The organism is Streptomyces albidoflavus (assembly GCF_000719955.1).
In the GTDB taxonomy this organism is placed as follows: domain Bacteria; phylum Actinomycetota; class Actinomycetes; order Streptomycetales; family Streptomycetaceae; genus Streptomyces; species Streptomyces albidoflavus.
In genome coordinates this window covers 242,447-261,052 of the sequence record NZ_JOII01000004.1, presented here as the reverse complement: position 1 = coordinate 261,052, position 18,606 = coordinate 242,447, and the positions used below count along the sequence as shown (strand labels likewise).

General features: G+C 76.8%; 2 protein-coding genes. Both read right to left on the bottom strand.

Annotated elements, in window-relative coordinates; all coding sequences use genetic code 11:
* Positions 1-35: 35 nt before the first annotated feature.
* Positions 36-10,802: a non-ribosomal peptide synthetase gene (locus tag IF45_RS0105970; RefSeq protein WP_030306009.1), complete on the bottom strand. Its 10,767-nt coding sequence runs from the start codon at positions 10,800-10,802 to the stop codon at positions 36-38.
* Complete coding sequence (locus IF45_RS31890; RefSeq protein WP_165395695.1) at positions 10,795-18,561, bottom strand: non-ribosomal peptide synthetase; 7,767 nt, start codon at positions 18,559-18,561, stop codon at positions 10,795-10,797. Before IF45_RS31890 ends, IF45_RS0105970 begins: the two co-directional genes overlap by 8 nt.
* Between the last annotated feature and the right edge of the window lie 45 nt (positions 18,562-18,606).

Below are 18,606 nucleotides of genomic sequence, written 5' to 3'. Positions count from 1 at the left end.
ATCGCCCCGGCGGCCACGCGCCGCCTCCCCCCGGCTCAGGAACTCACCGGCCTCCGTCCGCCGGCAGAGGACCGACCGTCCGGCACGTCGGTGCCGGATCGGGGCCGGGGGTACGGCATGTTCGCCGCCTCCGGGCCGTCGGCCAGTTCGTGGAGCTTCGTGCGGAGGGTGTCGGCGAGGCGCTGGGCGGTTGACGGTGTGCAGTGGGCGAGGGAGTGGATGAGTTCGCCGGTGAGGCCGGCGGGGGCGCCCTCGGGGGTGCGGTGGTCGCGGAGCTGGAGGAGCAGGTCCTGGTCGGTGTGGGTGGGGGCCAGGACGCGGGGGGTCACGCGCAGCCCGCCCGGCCAGTCGGTGTCCTCGGGGTGCGGGGGTTCGGTGCGCAGGTAGGAGCAGGCCACGGTGAACAGGCCCCGGCCCCGGTCGGCGCGGTCGCGGTCCAGGTGCTCCAGCACGCGCTCGTAGGGGTGGTCCTGGTGGGCGTGGGCGGCGAGGAGGCTGCGGCGTACCCGTGCGGTCAGTTCCTCGCCGGTGGGGGCGCCGTGGGTGCGCACGCGCAGCACCACGGGGTTGGTGACGCATCCGACGAGGCCGTCCGTGGCCGCGTCGTCCCGGCCGCTCAGGGCCACCACCACCGGTACGTCCTCGCCGGCGCCGAGGTCGCTCAGGGCTGCCGCGAAGGCGGCGTGCACCACCATGTACGGGCTGCACGCGTAACGGGTGGCGGCCTCCTCCAGGAGGCGGTGCTCCTGTGGCTCCCAGGTCAGGGGCACGTGGCCCGCCCTGCCGTCGTCCTCCCCGGTCGGCGGTTCGCCGGGGAGGGCCAACCGCGCGGGCACGCCCTCCAGTTCGGCCGCCCAGTGCCGGGCGTCGCGTGCGGCGGGGCTGGCGGGGTCCCCTTCGTCGCCCCGGCGCCGGACCACCCTGAGGGCGTGGTCGGCGTACTGCGGCGCGGGGGTCTGCCACCGGGGGGCCTCGCCCTCCAGGCGGGCCGCGTAGGCGTGCCGCAGGTCGCCGCGGAGGACGCCCAGGGAGTGTCCGTCGACGGCTACGTGGTGCACCACGAGCAGCAGCAGGTGGCGTTCGGGACCGGTGCTCAGCAGCCGGGCCCGCAGCGGCGTCCCGGTCAGCAGGTCGAAGCCGCGGGCGAGTTCGGCCTCGACGGCGGCGCGTTCCTCAGCGGGGGCCAGCTCCAGGAAGCACAGGTCCGGTGGGGCTTCGGCCGGGGACAGGATGCGCTGCTCAGGGCCGTCGGGACCGTACGGCAGAACGGTGCGCAGGATCTCGTGCCGGGCCACGAGGTCGCCGAGGGACTGTTCCCAGACGGTCCGGTGCAGGGGGCCCGACAGGTCGAGGGCGAGGGTGGTGAGGTAGGTGGGGCGGTGTTCCCCCAGGTAGTTGGCGGTCCACAGCCGCAGCTGGGCGGGGGAGAGCGGGAGTCGGGCCGGTCGCGGCGGGGCGGGCGCGTCGTCGGCGGGCTCCGGGGCCGTGCCCTCGCTCAGCCGCCGGTCCAGGGCGGCCGGGGTGGGCGCCTCGAAGAGGTCGCGGACGGAGACGGGCAGGCCGAGGGCGTCGCGTACCCGGCCGGTCAGCCGGACGGCGCTGAGCGAGTTGCCGCCCAGGGCGAAGAAGTCGTCGTCGGCGCCGGCCGAGGGCAGGCCGAGCGAGGCGGCGAAGGCGGCGGCCAGTACTTCGGCGCGGGGCGTGGCGGCCTCGGTGGCCGGTGCGCGTTCCGGGGCGGGCAGGGCCTTCCGGTCGACCTTCCCGGTGGGGCCGAGCGGTGGCTCGGTGACCGGGACCACGGCGGCGGGTACCAGGTGGCGGGGCAGCCGCGCGGCGAGGCGGGTACGGAGGGAGGCGGTGTCCGGGGCGGCGTCGGCGCCCAGGACGTAGGCGACGAGGGAGCGGCCGGACGCTCCCTCACCGCGGACGACGACCCAGGCGGCCCGCACCCCGGGTTCGTCGCACAGCGCGGCCTCGATCTCGCCGGGCTCGATCCGGATGCCGTTGATCTTGACCTGCCGGTCGGCGCGGCCGAGGAAGTGCAGGCGGCCCTCCCGGTCCCAGCGGGCCAGGTCTCCGGTGCGGTAGGCGCGGGCGCCGGGCGGACCGTACGGGTCGGCGACGAAGCGCTCGCAGGTGGCGGCGGGGGAGCCGTGGTAGCCCTCGGCCAGGCCGTCGCCGGACAGGTGGATCTCGCCCGGCACTCCCGGGGGGACCGGGCGCAGGGCCGCGTCCAGGACGGTGACGCGGCACCCCGGCACCGGGGTGCCGAGCGGCAGCGGCGCGGGGACCGGGCGGCCGGGCGGCAGTGCGTGGCCGAGGGAGAAGGTGGTGTTCTCGACCGGGCCGTAGAGGTGGACGACCGTCAGTTCCGGGTGCCGGACGCGGAGCCGCTCCACGGACCGGGGTGAGACCACGTCACCTCCGGTGGCCAGGACGCGCAGTCCCGCCAGGGCGCCGGGGTCCTGCTCGGCGAGGACGTCCAGCAGCCCGGAGGTGAGGAAGGCGGCGGTCACGCCGCCGTCCTCCACGGCCCTGCGCAGGGCCGCTCCGTCCAGCTCACCGGGGGGCGCCACCCGGACCCGCCGGCCGGTGAGCAGCGGCGCCCACAGTTCGTAGACCACCGCGTCCCAGGCGTGCGGGGAGTGCAGGAGGACGCAGCGGTGGTCCTCGCCCTGCCAGCGCGGGTCGAGGGCGCGGCTGAGGACGGAGCGGTGGGTCAGCCGGACGCCCTTGGGCTCACCGGTGGAGCCGGAGGTGAACACCACGCAGGCGGCGAGGTCCGCCGGGACGTCCCGCCCCGGCGGAACGTCGGGGCAGGCCGCGAGGGTCTCCTCGTCCGGCAGACGGTCCAGCAGGAGGGCGGCGCCGGTCCGTTCGCGCAGGGCACGCTGCCGCTCGGGCGGCAGGCCGGAGTGGAGGGGGACGCAGAGGGCGCCCAGTTTGGCCAGGGCCAGGTAGCAGACGGCGACCTCGATCGAGCGGTCCAGCGCGACGGCGACCGGTGTACCGACGTGGACCTGGTCGGCCAGGTGGTGGGCGAGCTGGTTGGCGCGGGCCTCCAGTGCGCCGTAGGTGAGGGTGCGGGTGGCGTCGGAGAGGGCGGGGCGGTCCGGGTGGGCGGCGGCCCGCGCCTCGAAGACCTGGGCGAGATGGGACGTGTCCTCCCGCACCGGTGAGGCGGGCCCGCGCCCGGCGTCGAGGACGGCCTTCCGCGCGGGAGCGGCGAGGAGCTGGAGCCGGGCCAGGGGGTCGTCCGCCAGCAGGGCGTGGAAGGCGGCGGTGCAGAGCGCGGCGAGGTCGGCGGGGGTGCCGTAGTGGTCGAGGGCGCCGGGCCTGCTGTAGAGGCGGCACTCGATGCGGCCGGAGCGGGGCAGGACCACCAGGCTCAGGGGGTAGTGGGTTCCGTCGTGGATGCCGGTGCCGGTGACCTCCACGCCGTCCGGCAGCCGGGTGAAGGCCGCCTCGTCCAGGGGGTAGTTCTCGAACACCACCGAGGTGTCGAAGAGGCCGGTGGTGTCAGCCGCCTCCTCGACGGCGGTGAGCCCGAGGTGGTGGTGGTCGAGGAGTTCGGCGCGGCGCGCGTGGGTGTCCTCGGCGACCTCCCTGGCGGTCCGGGCCGGATCGAGGCGGACCCGGGCGGGGACCGTGTTCAGCAACAGGCCGGGGAGGCGCTCCACCCCCGCGACCTCCGGGGGACGCTGGGCGACGGTGACACCGAAGACGACGTCCTGGCGGCCGGTGAGATGGTTCAGCAGCAGCGCCCAGGCGGACTCCACCAGGGTGTTGAGGGTGACGCCCCAGTGGGCCGCGCGGTCGCTCAGCGCCCGCGCCAGTTCCCCGGACAGCTCGAAACGGTGGCTGAGCGTGGTGGGGGCAGCGGGGGCGTGGCCGGCCACCCGGGTGGGTTCGGCGCCCGCCAGTTCGTGGCGCCACGCCTCGGCGGCGGCCTGCTGGTCACGGGCGGCGAGCCACCGCGCGTACTCCCCGAGGGCCGGGGCGGGTTCGCCGGTGGCGGCGGGGTCGAGCAGTTCACGCAGGACGAGCGGCACGGACCAGCCGTCGAGCAACAGGTGGTGGTGGGTGAAGACGAGACGCCACCGTCGCTCGCCGGTACGCAGCAGGGCGAAGCGCAGCAGCGGCGGGCGGCCGGGATCGAAGGGGCGCCGTTCGGCCCGCTCCTCCTCGTCCGTCCGGGCGGCGAGTCGGTCCTCGGGCTCCGCGGTGAGGTCCGCGGTGCGCCAGGGCAGCGCGGGCTCGTCCGCCGGGACCATCAGGAGCGGCCGGCCGGCGTCGGGCGGGAAGCAGCCGGTGAGATGAGGGTGGCGGCGCAGCAGCGCGCGCAGGGCGGTGCGCAGGCGGTGGGGCTCGACGTCGCCGGAGAGGTCCAGGCTCAGCTGCACCAGGTACGGGTCCTCGCCGGAGCCGGCCGTTCCGGGGCCGGTGCCGGCGCCGTACAGCGCGTGGAAGAGCAGGCCCTCCTGGAGCGGTGCGGCGGGCAGCAGGTCGGCCAGGGGCCCGTACCGCTCCTCCCACGTCTCGATGTGGCTCTGGTCCACCCGTACGAGCGGGAAGTCGGAGGGGGTGGACCGGACCGGGCCGGTGCCGGGGTGGTGGTGGACGAGTTCGGCGAGGGCGGTGTGCCACAGACCGGCCAGTTCCTCGGCCTGGCCGTCGGTCAGCACGCCGGAGGCCCAGGTCCATTCGGCGCGCAGCCGGGGCCCGCCGGGGCCGCGTTCGGCGAAGACGTCCAGGGTCAGGGGGTGGGCGAGGGGCTGGCGGGGGCCGGCCTCGCCGCGCAGCGAACCGGGCAGCGGGTGCCAGGGGGCGGGGTCCTCGGTGTCGAAGCGGCCGAGGTAGTTGAAGGCCAGGGGGGCGCGGGCGTCGGGCAGCCGGCCCTCCTGGCGGAGCAGCCCGTGGGTGAGGCCGTCGTGGGGCACCTCGCGCAGCCGCTCCTTGACGTGGGTGACGGCGCGGGCCGACACCTCGGCCGGGGAGCCGGTGGCGGGCGGCGGGTCCAGCAGCACGGGGTGGAGGGTGGTGAACCAGCCGACCGTGCGGGAGAGGTCGAGGTCGGCGAGGCCCGCCAGGCCGGGGCGACGGCCGTGCCCCTCCAGGTCGACGCGGACCGGGGCGCCCTGCGGGTTTCCGCTCCAGCGGCGCAGCGCCAGCGAGAGGGCGGCGAGCAGGATCTCGGGGACGCGGGCGCGGAAGGCGGCCGGGACGGTCGTCAGCAGCGGCTCGATCCAGGTCTCGTCCCAGGTGGAGCTGAGCCGTCCGGCGCGGTCCACGGTGTCGCGCGCCGGGTCGAGGGGCCGGCTGCCGAGGCCGGCGTGGGGTGCGGCGAGGCGGCCGCGCCACCAGGTCTCGTCGGCGCGGACCGCCTCGGAACGGGCGGCCGTGCGCAGGGCCCGGGTCCAGGTGCGCAGCGGGGTCGGTACCGGCGGCAGGGGCGCGGGCTCGCCGCGCAGGGCGTGGCGGTGGGCCAGCTCCAGGTCGGGCAGGAGCACCCGCCAGGAGACTCCGTCGACGGCGAGGTGATGGATCACCAGCAGCAGCCGGTTCTCTTGGCCGTGGAAGAGCACGGCGCGCACCACGTCGCCGCGGTCCGGATCGAGGTGGCGGCGTGCCGCGCGCCGCTCCTGCTCGATCAGTGCGTCGTACGCGGCCGGGTCGTCCGCGCCCTCGCGGGCGAGGTCGACGTGGCGCAGGAGTTCACCGGCCGGGACCGTGCCGGGCGGCCGCACCTCCAGCTCCCAGCGGCCGCAGGTGACGGCGGTGCGGCGCAGGCGCAGGGCGTCGTGGTGGTCGACGAGGTGCTGGAGGGCCGTGCGGACGCTCGCCCCGGTCGCGGTGGCGGGCAGCGGGACCACCACGGACTGGGCGAAGCCCCCGGCGTCGCCGCCGAGCGAGGCCAGCCACTCGACGACGGGAGTGGGCTCCAGCGGGCCCGGGTCCTGGGAGGGCCGGGCGGGGGCGGCGGCGCGGACGCGCCCCTGGACGGTCCGGGCCAGGGCGCGGGGGCTCTGGTGGGCGAAGACGTCCTTGGGGCCGACCGGCACACCGGCGGCCTGGGCGCGGGCGGCGAGCTGCACGGCGAGGATGCTGTCGCCGCCGAGCCGGAAGAAGTTGGCGTCGGCGTCGACGGAGTCCCGGCCCAGCAGGGTGGCGGTCAGGGAGCGCAGGAGTTCCTCGGTGGCCGCCTCGCCCGCCCGTGCCTCCTCGCCGGGCGTGGGCGCGGGAGGCACGGCGGCGGGAGGCGCGGACTCGGCGGGTCCACCGCCCGGGCGCGGGCAGGGGAGACCGGTGAAGGGCGCCTCCGGCCGGTCGAGGGCGGCTTCCAGGAAGTGGCGTACGGCGTCGAGCAGGGCCTCGGCGGTGCGGCGTCGGAAGCGGTCGGTGGCGTACTCCAGGCAGCCGTGGAGCGTGCCGTCGGCCTCCTCGGCGACGTCCCACAGGAGGGGGTACTTGGCGACCGAGCGGTGCGGGGGCAGCTCGGTGGCGCGCAGGCCGGCGAGGCGCAGGGCGGGCCGGGCGCCGGAGCGATGGTTGAGCATGACCTGGAAGAGCGGGTGGCGGCCCGGTTCGCGGGGCGGCCCCACGGCCTCCACGATCCGGTCGAAGGGGGCGCCGGTGTGGGCGAAGGCGGTCAGCCCTGCGGTGCGGGCCCGGTCCACGACGGTGGCGAACCCGGGGTCGCCGGCCAGGTCCAGGCGGAGCGGGAGGGCCTGGGCGAAGTAGCCGGCCAGGGGTTCCAGCGCCGGGTCCTCGCGCCCGGCGGTGACCGTGCCGACGACCACGTCCGTGCCCGCGCCCCACCGGCTGAGGGCGCAGGCGAGGGCGGCGTGCAGTGCCATGAAGGTGGTGGCACCGCGGGCGGCGGCCAGCTCCTTGAGACGGGTGCCGAGCCGGGGCCCCCAGTCGAAGCCGACGGCGTCGCCCGGGTGTTCGGCGCCGGGCCGGCCGGGCCGGTCGGCGGGGAGCGGGGTCTCGGCGGGCGCCTCGCGCAGGGCCTCGCGCCAGTGGGCGAGTTCGCGGGACAGGGGGCTGCCCGGATCGTCGGGGGCGCCGAGGCGGGCCCGCTGCCAGAGGGTGAAGTCGGCGTACTGGAGGGGCAGAGGTGGCCAGGCGGGGGCCTCGCCGCGCCGCCGGCTCTCGTAGGCGGTGGCCAGGTCCCGGGTGAGGGGGCCGATGGACTGCTGGTCGGCGGCGATGTGGTGGAGGACGACGAGCAGGGTGTGCTCGTGCGGGGAGCGGCACAGGAGGGTGACGCGCCAGGGCGGGGCGGCGGCCAGGTCGAAGGGCTCGCGCAGGGCGGTCTCGTAGGCGTCGTCGTGCGCGTCCTGCTCCCCGGCGTGCGGGACGACGGTCAGCGGGTCCGGCGCCTCGGCCGCGGGGAGGACGTGCTGCCGGGGTCCGTCGCCGTCGTGCGGGAAGGTGGTGCGCAGGATCTCATGGCGCTGTTGCACGTCGCGTGCGGCGGCACGCAGCGCCCCGGTGTCCAGCGGGCCTTCCAGCCGGACCGCCAGCGGGACGTGGTAGGCGTGACCGGTCTCCTCCAGACGGTGCAGGAACCACAGGCCGCGCTGGGCGTGGGAGACGGGGACGAGGCCGGGGCGGGGTACGGGGCCGGGCCGCGCGTCCGCCGTGCCGTCCGTCTCCCCGAGCCGGACGGCCAGCCCGGCCACCGTCGGCCAGGTGAAGACGTCCCGGACGCCGAGGTCGCGGGAGAGCGTGGCGCGGACCCGGCCCACCAGCCGTCCGGCGAGCAGCGAGTCTCCGCCCAGCGTGAAGAAACTCCGGTCCACGCCGATCTGGTCCGGCTCCCGGCCCAGCACCTCGGCGAAGAGGTCCCGCAGCGCGGTCTCGGCGGGGTTCCGGGGGGCGCGGCCCTCGCCGGACACCTGGTGGCCGGCGGTCAGAAGGGCGCGCCGGTCCAGCTTGCCGTTGGGGGTGAGCGGGAGGGCGTCCAGCGTGGCCCAGACCGAGGGCAGCAGATGGGCGGGGAGCACGGCGGCGGCCCGTTCGGGGGCGAGCGCCGCGCTCTCGGAGTCGGCCACCAGATGGGCGACCAGACGCCGGTCGCCCGGCCCGTACTCGGTCAGCAGGACGGCCGCGTCGCGGACGCCCGGCAGTGCGACGAGGGCGGCCTCGACCTCCGCGGGCTCCACCCGGTGGCCGCGCACCTTGACCTGCCGGTCGGCGCGCCCCAGGTACTCCAGGGCGCCGCCGGGCAGCCGCCGGGCCAGGTCGCCGCTGCGGTACGCGCGGCTTCCCGGCGGCCCGTCGGGGTCCGGGACGAACCGTCCGGCGGTGAGGCCGGGCCGGTGCCAGTAGCCGTCGGCCACCCCGGGGCCGGAGACGTACATCTCGCCCGGCACGCCGTCGGGGACGGGGCGCAGGGCGGCGTCGAGGAGGCGTATCCGCAGGTCGGGCAAGGGGCTGCCGATGACGCCCCCGGCCGGGCCGGAGGCAGCGGCGGCCGGGTCGACCAGGTGGTGGGTGACGTGCACGGTGGTCTCGGTGATCCCGTACATGTTGACCAGGCGGGGAGCCGGTCCGGGGTGGCGGGCCAGCCAGGTCGCCAGCCGCCAGGGTTCGAGCGGCTCACCGCCGAAGACCACGTACCGCAGGGCGAGCCGGTCGCCGACGGCGGGGCGTTCCGCCTCGGCCTCGGCGAGCTGGCCGAAGGCCGAGGGCGTCTGGTTCAGGACGGTGACGCGCTCCTCGGCCAGCAGTTCGAGGAAGTCGTGGGGCGAGCGCGCCACGTCCTCGGGGACGATCACCAGGCGGCCGCCGTGCAGCAGGGCGCCCCACAGCTCCCACACCGAGAAGTCGAAGGCGTAGGAGTGGAAGAGGGTCCACACGTCGTCGGGCCCGAAGGTGAAGTGGCGGGCGGCGGCGGACAGGAGCCGGGTGACGTTGTGGTGGGTGACCACGACGCCCTTGGGGGTGCCGGTGGAGCCCGAGGTGTGGATCAGGTAGGCGGGAGAGCCGGGCGCCGGGCGGCGCGGCGCCACCCCGGGAGCGCCTTCGGCGTCGGGACCGGTGAGGGTGCCCCGGCGCGGGTCGAGGGTCAGCACGGGCACGTCGTCCCCGCCCGGCACGGGGGCCATGGTGGCGCCGGGACGGACGAGGGCGAGGGCGGGCGCGGCGTCGGCCAGGGTGGCGCGCAGCCGCTCGGCGGGGTGGGCGGGGTCCAATGGCACGTAGGCGGCGCCCGCCTTCAGGACGGCGAGGAGGGCGACGACCAGACCGGCGGAGCGGGGCAGGGAGACCGCGACCCGGTCGCCGGGGCCCACCCCGCGTGCGGCGAGGTGGCGGGCCAGTTCCTCGGCCCGCGCGTCGAGCCGGGCGTAGGTCAGCCGGTCGCCCCCCGCCACCACGGCGACGGCGTCCGGGCGGGCGGCGGCCACGGCGGCGAACAGGCCGGTGAGCGTGGCCGGTTCGGCCTCGGGCCCGGCCGGGACGGGCGGCCGGGCGGGACGGGAAGCGCCGACCCGCCCCTGGGGGGTGGCGGGATCGGCGTCGGCGAGGGCCAGGGTGAGGTCGACGAGGCGGTCGAGTTGGGCGCGGGCGGCCGGGGGAGTGCAGAGGGCCGCGGGGACGCCGAGGTCGATCCGTACCTGGGCGGCGCCGTTGTCGTGGACGCCGAGGGCCAGGTGGTCGCCGCGTCCCGGAGTGACCTGGTGGACGACGGCCGGGGTGCCGGCGAAGGAGAGGCCGCGTTCGGTGGTCATCGCGTTGAGGACCGGGCCCACCAGGGGCCGGCCGTCGCGGACCGCGCCCTGGTCGCGCAGCATGTCCTCGAAGCGGTAGCGCTGGTGGCGCAGGACACCGAGGGTGCCGGACCAGGCGGTGGCGACCAGCTCCGCGAGGGGCGCGGCCGGGTCCACCGCCACGTGCAGCGGCACGACGTTGGCGGCGGTGCCCAGCGCCTGGCGGGCCGCCCGGCCGGTGCGCCCGGGGACGCTCAGGCCGAGGACGGCCTGCCGCTCCCCGGTGTCGGCGTGCACGGCGAGGGCGGTGGCGGCGGCGAACAGGGCGGGCCAGCGCACCTCGTGGCGGGTGGCCGCGGTGGTCAGCCGGTGCCAGCGGTCGGCCGGCAGCCACCGGATGTGGCTGACATGGCCGCCGGCGCCCGCCGGGGCCCCTCCGGTGGCCAGTTGCGGCGCCTCGTCCCGGCCGGCGAGCCGCGCGGCCCACCAGGCGGCGTCCTCGCCGAAGCGTGCCGAACTCCGGTAGGCGGTGTCGCGCTCCACGAGGGCGTCGAGGGTGTCGAAGAGCGCGGGTCCGGCCTCCGGCTGCCCGGCGGTACCGGCCGCCCACGCCGTGTAGGTGGCGGCCACCCGCCGGATGAAGTTCGCGGCGGCCGTACCGTCGCAGATGAGGTGGTGCATCCGGATGGCCCACAGGTACGCGTCGTCGGCGACACGCAGCAGGTGGTGGTCGAAGAGCGGCGCCCGCGACAGGTCGTACGGGCGCAGGCTGTTCTCCTCGATCAGCCGCAGCGCCTCCTCGTGCGGGTGCTCGGCCGCGCGCAGGTCGAGCAGGCGGACCTCCCAGTCGTCGAGCGGCTCCAGGAACTGCACCGGGCTGTCGTCCCGTTCGGCGAAGCGCACCCGGAGGGTCTCGCTGCCCGCCACGACGGCACGGACCGCGCGGGAGAACAGCTCCTCGTCGACGGGGCCGTGGAGGTGGACGTACTGGGAGCCCACGTAGCGCAGGCCGGTGGGGTCCAGGACGCCGCTGTACCAGATGCCCGACTGCGCGGCGGTCAGCGGCCGGCTCCGGTCAGCCATGGTCGCCCTCCTTCTCCCCGGGGCCGCCCGGCTCCAGGACGCGGGCGATGCGGGCCAGTGAGGCGGGGCAGGCCAGGTCGCCGTGGGTGTGTTCGCTGGTGTGGACGTCGACGCGCCCGCTGACGTACGGGTGCCATCCGGCGGGATCCGGCGAGAGGGCGCCGGGCCCTTCGTCGGGCCGGGCCCGTACGAGGAGGACGTCGCCCGTGTACCGGCCGGGCCGATGGGTCCGTGCCAGCCGCAGGTTGTTGTCGTACGCCCCGCCCATGGCCACCAGGTGGCGCTCGGAGATGTCGGAGAGCAGGCTGTCGCCGTCCCGGACGATGCCGAGGAACCGCGCGTCGTCCAGCTCGTCGTCGCCCACACCGGGCGGGCGCACCTCGGCGAAGTCCAGCAGCGCGCCGTACATCTGCCGGGCCCCGGCGCCCTCGGGGGCCGGGGGCAGTTCGTCCAGGTCGGCGAGGACGTGGGAGTCGAGCAGGACCAGGCGCTCCACCTGCTCCCCGGCATCCTGGAGCAGGCAGGCCATGGCGTGCGCGACCAGGCCGCCGAAGGACCAGCCGAGCAGCTGGTACGGGCCGTGCGGCCGCCGGGCGCGGATCTCGGCCACGTAGTCGGCGGCCATGTCCTCCACGGAACGGTGGAGCCTGTCCGGGCCGTTCAGCCCCCGGTCCTGGAGGGCGTACACGGGTCGGTCCGGGTCGAGGTGGTGGGTGAGCGCCGAGTACATCCAGCCGACGCCGCCTGCCGGGTGGACGCAGAACAGCGGGGTCAGCCCGCCGTTCTCACGCAGCGGCAGCAGGGTGTCGAAGGCCGGGTGCGCGTCCTCGCCCCCGATCAGGGCGGCCACCCGGGGTCCGGCGGGCGTCGGGGCGGCGCCACCGGTGCCGGTGAGGCTGGCGACCGGGGTGTCCGGGTCGGCCAGGAGGGCGCGCAGGACGGTGAGGACGCCGTCCAGGAGGGCACGGGCCTGCTCGGGGGTGGCCGCGCCGCTGCGGTGGAGGAGGTTGACGTCGGTGCCGCCGTCGCGGGGCAGCACCATCAGGGAGAGCGGGTGGTGGCCGGCCGACTCCGTGGTGGCGCTCTCCACGCGCAGCCCCGGCAGGTTCCGCGCCGCCCCGGGATCGGCCGCCGGGAAGTTCTCGAACACCACGGCCGTGTCGAACAGCGCGCCGAGACCGAGCCGTTCGGTCAGCGCGGCCAGGTCCACGTGGCCGTGCGGCATCATGCGGGCCTGTTCGCCCTGGACGCGGCGGAGCAGGGCGGCGAGCTTCTCCTCGGGCCGCAGCCGCACCCGGACCGGGAAGGTGTTGATGAGGAAGCCGACGATCGACTCGACTCCCGGCACCTGGGGGGAGCGGCCGGAGGTGATGGCCCCGAACACCACGTCGTGGCGACCGGTGCGTTCGGCGAGGACCAGGGCCCAGCAGCACTGCAGGACGGTGTTGGCGGTGACCCCGAGGGCGGCGGCGGTGGCCGTGAGGCGGCCGGTCTCCTCCGGACCGAGGCGCTCGGTGGTCCGGCCGGGCCAGCCGTCGGCCACCGGGGCCCCGTCGGCCAGCAGGGTGGGCTCGGCACCGGCGAGGTGCTCGTCCCAGGCGGACAGGTCCTGTTCGTGGTCGAGGCCGCCGAGCCAGGCCACGTGGTCGGCGAAGGGGGTGGCGTCCGGCAGCAGGTCGCCCCGGTAGAGCGCGAGCAGCTCCGGCAGCAGCAGCTGGTTGGACCACCCGTCGAGGAGCAGATGGTGGCCGATGATCCGGAGCTGGAACCGGTCGGGTGTCTGCCGCACCAGGGTGAAGCGGAGCAGCGGCGGGGCCTCGGGGTCGAGGCGGGTGGCGCGTTCCTCGGCGGTCAGTTCCGCCAGGCGCGCGTCACGGGCCTCGGGGGTCAGGGCCCGCAGGTCGAGTTCGTCCAGGGTCAGGGGGCGGTCGCACAGCACCTGGACCGGGGGCCCGGCGGGCCGCCGGACGAACGCGGCGCACAGGTTGGGGTGGCGGCTGCCCAGTTCGCCGACGGCACGCCGCAGCGCGGGCACGTCCAGTTCGCCGGAGAGGCCGAGTTCCAGCCGCATGACGGAGCCCGTACCGGGCCCGCCGGAGACCAGCCCGGCCTGGAGCGGGGTGAGCGGCAGCACACCCCGGTGGCCCGGGTACGCCGCGTCGAGAGCGTCGCCCGCCCCGGTGACGGGCGTGGGGGTGGCAGCGGGGGAGCGGGGTGCGGACGGGCCGGCGAGGCGCGTGGCGAGTCCGGCGGGGGTGGGGTGGACGAAGACGTCCTCCGTCGACAGGGCGAGGCCCCGGCGGCGGGCCGCGCGCACCAGCCGGATGGAGCGGATGCTGTCGCCGCCGAGCGCGAAGAAGCTGTCGTCGGGCCCGGCCGAGGGCCGGTTCAGCACCTCGGCGAAGACCTCGCACAGCACGGCGACGGGGTCGGTGGCCTCGACGGGCGGCGGGTCCGACGGCCGCTTCCCGGCGCTCGCGCGCCGGCGCAGTTCCTGCCGGTCGGTCTTGCCGTGGGCGGTGACGGGGAGCGTCTCCACCACCTCGAAGCTCGCGGGGACCAGCGGCGCGGGCAGGGCGCGCGCCAGCGCCTCCCGGGCGGCCCCGGCGTCCGGCCGGGCCCCGGGACGGGGCTGGAGGAAGGCGGCGAGGGTGTGGTCCCCGAGGTCCTGGCCCTCGTCCGCCGGCACGGCCACGACGGCGGCCGCGGCCACTCCGGGCACGACCCGCAACAGGGCCTCCAGTTCGCCGGGTTCGACCCGGTGCCCGCGGACCTTGACCTGGTCGTCGGCCCGGCCCCGGTAGGTGAGTACGCCGTCGTGGTCCTGGGAGACCAGGTCCCCGGTCCGGTACATGCGGCTGCCGTCGGCCGCGAAGGGATCGGGCACGAAGCGGTCGGCGGTCTGTCCGGGCCGGCCGGCGTACCCGCGGGCCAGCCCGTCGCCCGCGACGTACAGCTCTCCCACCGTGCCCGGCGGGACCGGACGCAGGCCGGGGTCGAGGACGTGGCAGCGGGTGCCGTCGACGGGGGTGCCGATCGGCGGGTCGCCCTCGGCGCCGGGGTCGCAGCGCCAGGCGGTGGCGAAGACGGTGCACTCGGTGGGGCCGTAGGCGTTCCAGACGGTGGCGCCGGGACGGCGGCGGTGGATGTCGCGGACCAGTTCGCCGGGGACCCGCTCGCCGCACAGCACGTACTGGCCGGCGCGTTCGTCGACCCACTCGGCCTGCCGCACCCGGCGGTAGACGGAGGGGATGGCGATGAGGAGGGAGCCGGACCAGTCCTGTCGCTCGGTCAGCGCGAGCAGGTTGCGGACCAGGTCGACGCTGCCGCCGGAGGCCAGTGTGGAGAGCAGTTCCAGCACCGAGATGTCGAAGCCGGCCGAGGCGGCGCCGAGCGTCCGGGAGAAGGCGTCCGGCCCCAGCGCCCGCCGGGACCAGGCGACGAAGCCGAGCACGTTGCGGTGGGTGACCACGACGCCCTTCGGCCGCCCGGTGGTGCCGGAGGTGTAGCAGACGTACGCGGCGTTGCCGCCGCCCGCCGGACGGTGGGGCGGGCCCTGCTCCCCGTCGGGAGCGGTCGCCGGGGCGTCCACCAGGACGGCGTCGGGCGCTCCGGCGGGCAGCCGGCCGGCCAGGGCGACGGTGGTCACCACGTGCCCCGGGCGGCTGTCGGTGAGCAGGAAACGGGCCCGCTCCGGCGGCAGTCCGGGGTCGACGGCGACGTAGCAGGCGCCGGACTTGAGTACGCCGAGCACCGCGACGGCCAGTTCGACGCTCCGGTCGGTCCAGAGCGCCACGACGGACTCGGCGCCGGCGCCGCGCGCCCGCAGTTCGCCGGCCAGCAGTCCGGCGCGCCGGTCCAGCTCCCGGTAGGTCAGCCGGTCCTCGCCCGCGCGGATCGCGACCGCGTCCGGGGTGGCCCGCGCCCACGACTCGATCGCCTCGTGCACGGTGGCCGCCGTGCCGGACGGCGCCCCCGCGGGCACGGGCACGGGCTCGGTCGCGGGCGGCGTGAGCAGTGCGGTCAGCGGGGTGTCGCGGCTGCCGTCCGCGACGGCGCGCAGCACGGCGAGGTAGTCCTCGGTCAGCGCGGCGGCGGTCCGCCCGGTGAACAGCTCGGTGCTGTACTCCAGGCAGGCCGTCATCGCGTCGTCGCCCTCGCGGTCCTGGGTGACCAGGGTGAGGTCGAACTTGGCGGTCCCCGGCGGCAGTCCGCTGAACAGGTTCTCCTGGGTGCGGCCGGTGTCGAAGAAGTCGGTGCGGGCCTCGCCCACGTGCTGCACGCGCGGCAGCTCCTGGTGCACGAAGAACACGTCGAACAGCGGTGTCCTGCTCAGGTCACGCTGACCGACCAGCGCGTTGACCACCCGGTCGAAGGGCACCTCCTGGTGCTCCAGCGCCTCCGCGACGACGCCGCGCACCTGCTTCAGGAGGTGCCCGAAGGAGGTGGCGGCGCCGAGGTCGGCGCGGAGCGCGACGGTGCTGTTGAAGAAGCCGATGAGGTCCCGGAGTTCGGGGCGGGTGCGGCCGGTGGTGGGGCTGCCCACGACCAGGTCGCGCTGGCCGCTGTGCCGGGCGAGGAGCAGGTAGAGGCAGGTGAGCAGCACCGTGAAGAGGGTGGCGGACTCCTCCGCGGCGATCCGGCGCAGCCGGCCGATCAGCTCGGCCGGGACGGTGAAGGGGTGCAGCTGCCCGCTGTGGTCCTTGCGCGCGGGGCGGGGGTGGTCGGTGGGCATCCGCAGCGGCTCGACGCCCTCCAGCCGCCGCTTCCAGTACTCCAGTTCGCCGTCGAGGGCGGCGGTCTCCACGAGCTGCCGCTGCCAGTGCGCCCAGTCGCGGTACCGGACCGGCAGCGGGTCGAGCCGGTGCGGGCGGCCCTCCCGCCGGGCCGCGTACAGCTCGGGCAGTTCCCGTTCGAAGATGCGGGGCGAGCCGCCGTCGTTGACGGCGTGGTGCATGGTCACGTGGACGACGTGTTCCTTGGGCCCGGTGCGGATGACCTCCAGCCGCACCAGCGGGTCGCGGGCCACGTCGAAGCGGTGCGCGGCGGCGAGGCGGACCCGTTCGCGGGCGGCGGCGACCGGGTCGGGGGCGTCGCTGACGTCGGTGAAGTGGAAGAATTCCGCGCCCAGTTCGGGGCGGATGCGCAGGCCGGGCACGCCGTCCTCGTCGACGAGGTTGGAACGCAGCACCTCGTGCCGCTCCGCCAGGTCCTCCCACATGCCCCGGACGGCGTCGATGTCCAGCTCCCCGCTGATCATGCTGACCATCGGCAGGTTGTAGAGGGTGGTGGCGGGGTCCAGCTGATGGTGGAACCACATGCGTTCCTGCCCGTAGGACAACACGTGGGCGTCGGTGGGCACCACCGGCGGGACGGCGGGCCTGCCGGCCGAGGAGAGCGAGTCGATGAACCGGGCGAGGTCGGCGACGCGCGGGTACTCGTAGGTGTCGATGAGCTTGAGGCGGTGGCCGAAGCGCTCACCGACCCGCTGGACGAGCTGCAGGGCGACGATCGAGTTGCCGCCGAGCGCGAAGTAGTCGGCCTCGGGGGTGACGGGGGTCCCGGCGCCCAGGAGTTCCTCCAGGGCCGCGCAGAGCCACCCGGTGGTGTCCTCGGCAGGCGCGGGACGGTCGGCCTCGACGGGGGTGGGGAGGGAGACGGGGACGGCCGCCCGGGGCTCGGGGGCCGCGGGCGCCTCGGGCGCCTCGGGCGCGGCGGGCGCCGCAGGCGGGGGAGTGGCGGGCGTGGCCCAGCAGCGGATGCCGAGGACGGGATGGCCGGGGAGCCGCCTGCGCCGGGGCGGCCGGTCGGCTGCGGCCGGGGTCAGGGCCCGCCAGTCGAGGTCGACGCCACGACGGTAGAGGGCGGCCAGGACGCCCTGCAGCCCGTGGCGGGGGTCCGGGGTGATCAGTTCGACGGCGCCCTTCTCCTCCGAGGCGGGCTGCGCCAGGGCCCGGGCCGCCTCGGTCAGGGGGCCGGTGGCCACGCAGAGCACGGTCCGGCGCCGGCTCCGGAGCCTGGCCGGCGCACCGGCGTCCTCGTCGCGGCCGAGCACGGCGGCGGGCCGCACCCCGGCACGGCGCAGTCCGTCCGCCAGTTCGGTGGACGCCGTGCCGTCGGCGCCGGCCAGCAGCACGACGCGCGGGGCTCCGCCCGCGACGTCGCGGGGTTCCTCCTGGGCCAGCCAGGTGGCCTCGGCGGCCAGACGCACCGCCAGCTCCTCGGTGTCCCGGGCCCGTACGGCGACCCGGTGGGCGTAGTGGTCGCGTCCCTCGTTGAGGGTGAAGGCGACGTCGTCCAGCGGCAGGCGCCCGTCACGCAGGGCGGAGGAGAGCCGGACGCAGAGCAGGGCCAGCGCCTCCGGGGTGCGTGCCGAGACCCCCACGAGGCGCGGCGGCTCCTGTGACGCCGGGTCCGGCCGCTCCCCGGGGCCGTCCTCGGCGGGCGCGCGCTGGACGACGCAGTGGGCGTTGACGCCGCCGAGGCTGAACGAGCTGACCCCGGCGAGCCGGACGGGGTCGGCCCAGGGCCGGGCGGCGCGCGGGATCTCCACGCCGAGGCGGGCGGGGTCGGTGCCGCCGGTCGCGCTGCGGAAGTGGACGGCCGGGTACAGCTCGCCGTGCCGCACGCTGAGGAGGGCCCTGACCAGTCCGGCGACGCCCGCCGCGTGGTCCAGGTGCCCGATATTGGCCTTGACCGAACCGATCGGCAGGGGCGTGGCCCGGGTGCTGAACACCGAGGCCAGTCCCTCCAGTTCGACCGCGTCGCCGAGAGGGGTGCCGGAGCCGTGGCCCTCCAGGTATCCGGCGTCGGCGGGGTCGGCTCCGGCACGTGCCCAGGCCGCGCGGATGGTCCGGCTCTGCGCGGTGGCGCTGGGCGAGCTGATGGTGGCGACGGCCCCGCCGTTGTGCAGCACCGCGCTGCCGCGCAGGACCGCGTGGACCGGGGCGCCGTCGGCGCGGGCCTGGGCCACGGTGGTGAGCAGCAGCACGGCGCCGCCCTCACCGGGTACGGCGCCGTCGGCGTCCGCGTCGTAGGCGCGGCACCGCCCGCTGCCGGAGACCAGTTCGGGCATGGCCGCGGCCTCCTGGGCCGGCAGGCCGCCCGGGCGCAGGCTCACCCCGCCGGCCAGGGCGTACCGGGCATCGCCGGAGGTGAGTTCGCGGCAGGCGTGGTGGATCGCGGTCAGCGAGCTGTTGCAGCCGGTGTCCACGGCGTAGCAGGGGCCGGTCAGGCCGAGGACGTGGGCGACGCGGGCCGGGGCGCCGAACGTCATGTTGCCGAGCGCGCTGAGCGTCCCGGGGTCGCTCGCGGCGGCCCGGTAGGAGGAGGGTGAGGTGGCGAGGACGACGGCGGTGCCCGCGTCGGCGAGGTGACGGGTGGCGTAACCGGCGTCCTCCACGGCCTGGTGGGCGAGGAGCAGGGCGAGCCGCTGCTGGGGGTCCATCACTCCGGCCTCGCGACGGGAGAGCCGGAACAGGCCGTGGTCGAAGGTGTGGATGTCCCGCAGGTGGCCCATGGGCAGGTGGGCCGCGGCCGGGTCGAGGCCGGTCGCCTCGGCGCGGCCCTCCGGGAGCGGGCCGACGCTGTCGCGCCCGGCCAGGAGGTTCGCGCGGAACTCCGCGAGGTCGTCGGCGTCGGGGAACCTCAGCGCCAGCCCCACCACGGCCACGGCGTCGTCGGGGATCTCCGCGCTGTCGGGTGCGGCGCCGTCCGTCCGTCCGGTCCGCCGCGCCGGCGCGTCGTGATTGTCCCGCACTGTCTCCCCCGTTGTCCGGCCCACCGGTGGTGGGGTTCGCCGTGG

Excerpts from the sequence above, each read along its gene's own strand:
- IF45_RS0105970 (WP_030306009.1), bottom strand. The coding sequence starts at position 10,802 with ATGGCTGACCGGAGCCGGCCGCTGACCGCCGCGCAGTCGGGCATCTGG.